Raw genomic sequence first — 3013 nt, 5'->3', positions numbered from 1 at the left:
CTCCCTCACCGCCGTGGAACTGCGCAACCGGCTGAACACCGCCACCGGCCTCCGGCTGCCCTCCTCCCTCATCTTCGACTACCCGTCCGCGACCGCGCCGGCCCGCCGCATCCGCACGGAACTCATGGGCGAGGAAGGCCCGTTGACGACGCCCCCCCGGCCCGACGCCGCCCGACACGATCCGAAGCAGCCATCCCGCTCCGTCTCCTCAGGCCACGCCCAGGAAGCGCAGCACCGCCAGTACCCGGCGGTGGTCGGCGTCGGCCTTGGGGAGGTCGAGTTTGGCGAGGATGCTGTTGATGTGTTTGGCGACCGCGCTCTCGCTCACCACCAACTGCTCGGCGATCCCGGCGTTGGAGCGGCCGCCGGCCATCAGTTCCAGGACCTCGCGCTCGCGCCGGGTGAGCCGGTCCAGGGGGTCGCTGTGGCGGCGTACGAGCAGCTGCGAGACGACCTGCGGGTCGAGGGCCGTGCCGCCGTCCGCGACGCGGCGGAGCGCGTCGATGAACTCCTCGACGTCGGCGACCCGCTGCTTGAGGAGGTAGCCGACGCCGTTGGTGTTGGCGGAGAGCAGATCGGCGGCGTACCGCTCCTCGACGTACTGCGAGAGCAGCAGCACCGCGACGGCCGGCCACTGCCGCCGGATGACCAGGGCGGCCCGTACGCCCTCGTCGGTGAAGCCCGGCGGCATGCGGACGTCCACGACGGCGATGTCCGGCCGGTGCTCCTCCACGGCCGCCAGCAGCGCCTCGGCGTCGCCCACCTCCGCGACCACCTCGAACCCGGCCGCTTCCAGGACCTTCACCAGGCCGATCCTGAGCAGGACGGAGTCCTCGGCGATCACAGCACGCACGGCAGCTCCACGGTGACGATGGTCGGGCCCGCTGTGGGGCTGCTGACAGAGAACGTGCCGTCGACCGACGCGACGCGCTTGGCGAGCCCGGCGAGCCCGGTGCCCGCGGCCGGGTCCGCGCCCCCCACGCCGTCGTCGGCGATGACCACCAGAAGTGTCCCACCGAACCGTTCGACGGTGACCGCCGCCTCCGACGCCTGGGCGTGCTTGACCACATTGGCGAGCGCTTCGGAGACGACGAAGTAGGCGACGGCCTCGATGGTGGCGGAGGGCCGTGCGGGCAGGTCCACCGACAGCCGTACGGGCAGCGGGGCGCGCGCCGCGATGCCGGACAGCGCGGCGTCCAGGCCCCGGTCCTCCAGGACGGCCGGGTGCAGCCCCCGTACGAGGTTGCTCAGCTCGGCGATCGCCTCCTTCGCCTCCCGGTGCGCCTCGTCGATCACCGCGCGCGCCTGGTCGGACAGCTGGTCGCCGAGTGTGGCCCGGGCCAGGCCCAGGTTGACCGCCATGGAGACGAGGCGCTGCTGCGCGCCGTCGTGCAGGTCGCGTTCGATGCGCCGCCGCTCCTCGTCCGCCGCGTCCACGACGCCCGCGCGGCTCTCGGTGAGGTCCACGACCCGGCGGGCGAGCTTCTCCTCCCGGCTGGGGCCGAGCAGGGCTGTCGCGTTGCGGGTGTCGAGCCGGGCGAGCGCGCCGGCCAGCCAGGCCGACCCGTAGAGGGCGGCGACGCCGGCGGCGGTGACGTACGCGGCGTCCGTCGAGTAGCCGTGCCAGCTGAGCCGCCAGTGCACCGGCAGTATCCAGATCCAGAGGTAGATCGTGGCGGCCGCCGCCGACGTGATGGCCGTGAGGAGCGTCAGCAGCCCGCAGAAGGCGACGGCCGGGCCGAGCAGCAGGTGGTAGCGCAGTTCCCGGGCGGTCGCCCGGGACCGCAGCCACCCGAGGGCGCGCCGCCGCCACTCCCCGCGCCCGTCGCCCTCCGGGGCGCGCTCGCGCGGGGGCAGCCGCGGGATGACCACGCCGCGCATGCGCAGGAAGCGGCGGCGCTGTGCGGCGGTGAGGACGGGCGACGCGACCGCGACGAACGGCAGCGGCAGGGCGATCGCCATGAGGATGTCCACCATCGAGGACGGCACGTAGACGAGCCACGGCACGGCCATGACGCCCACGAACACGTACTGGTTCAGGACGCCCGCGACGGCGAACGCTGTGGCACCGCCGGTGCCTTCGAAGTGCCGCCGCCAGACGGTGGGGATACGCATGGAAGAACGGTATGCGCGCCGGTCAGGGCCGAACCATGCCGCTGCTGCCCGTTCCGGGGGTATAGCTGGTACTACCCCCGGACGGACAGCCACGCTACTGACTGCGGCGCCCTGGCAGCGGAGGCTGGTCACCGTGCAGAAACGACCGGCCGACGAGGAGCCCGCCCCCATGAACGTACTTGAGCTGCGGTCCCGCGCCGAGTCGGCCGAAGCCGCTGCCACTGCCGCTGCCACTGCCGACGGCGGCGCTCCCGCCGAGATCATCGCGTTCCCGGCGACGCCCGATCCGCGCGTCCGCCGCCGCTCCCGCCGGCTCGGCTACGTCCTCGTGGGGTGCGGCCTCGCGCTGCTCCCCTGGCTCTTCGTCCTCGCCCTCGGCCTCCCCTCCACGACGACCGCCGCCCACTGGTCCGCCGCCTGGGTCGGCCTCGACACACTCGAAGCCCTCGCCCTCATCGGCACGGGCGTCCTCGCCATACGTCACAACCGCCACCGAGCCGTGGCCTCCGGCGCGACGGCGGCGCTGCTGACTGTGGACGCCTGGTTCGACGTCATGACAGCCGCACCAGGCGCGGACTTCGCCACCGCCCTGGCCATGGCCCTGCTCGTAGAACTGCCACTGGCCGCGCTGTGCGCGGTACTCGCCGTACGGGCGTCCTCAATCGCCGGACGGGCTTGATAGTGCGTGCCCACGCCCGTCAGGGCTCAACAAATGAACACCGCCGTACGGTGTGTCCTCAAACGCCGGACGGGCTTAAAGAGCGAGCGCACCCTCCACAAACACCGATCGCCGGGGGGGGGGGGGGGGCCCCCCCCCGGCCGGGGGGGGGGGGCGGCCCAAGCCCCCCCCCCCCCCCCCCCCCCCCAACAAAAAACCCCCCCCCCCCCTCTGTGCGCA

The 3013-nt window shown here is 73.4% G+C and carries 3 protein-coding genes; 1 reads left to right on the top strand and 2 read right to left on the bottom strand.

The window, feature by feature from the left end; translation table 11 throughout:
* Positions 1 to 208: 208 nt before the first annotated feature.
* Positions 209 to 853 carry a response regulator transcription factor gene (locus tag AB0I22_RS39650; RefSeq protein ID WP_363135894.1) on the bottom strand — a complete coding sequence of 215 codons (645 nt, stop codon included), beginning with the start codon at positions 851 to 853 and terminating at the stop codon, positions 209 to 211.
* Entirely contained in the window at positions 841 to 2115 is a 1275-nt protein-coding gene (locus AB0I22_RS39645; RefSeq protein WP_363135893.1) for a histidine kinase, read from the bottom strand. The genes AB0I22_RS39650 and AB0I22_RS39645 overlap by 13 nt, the downstream gene beginning before the upstream one ends.
* A gap of 169 nt (positions 2116 to 2284) precedes the next feature.
* Here AB0I22_RS39645 and AB0I22_RS39640 point away from each other — a divergent pair, with 169 nt between their 5' ends.
* Positions 2285 to 2794, top strand: coding sequence for a hypothetical protein (locus tag AB0I22_RS39640; RefSeq protein WP_363135892.1), 510 nt, complete (start codon positions 2285 to 2287; stop codon positions 2792 to 2794).
* Positions 2795 to 3013 lie beyond the last annotated feature (219 nt).

The organism is Streptomyces sp. NPDC050610, assembly GCF_040654875.1.
Classification (GTDB): domain Bacteria; phylum Actinomycetota; class Actinomycetes; order Streptomycetales; family Streptomycetaceae; genus Streptomyces.
This window is presented reverse-complemented; position numbering and strand designations above follow the sequence as displayed.

What these genes read in the sequence shown, in the direction of transcription:
- AB0I22_RS39645 (WP_363135893.1), bottom strand. Translation starts at nt 2,115, where the DNA reads ATGCGTATCCCCACCGTCTGGCGGCGGCACTTCGAAGGCACCGGCGGT.
- AB0I22_RS39640 (WP_363135892.1), top strand. Translation starts at nt 2,285, where the DNA reads ATGAACGTACTTGAGCTGCGGTCCCGCGCCGAGTCGGCCGAAGCCGCT.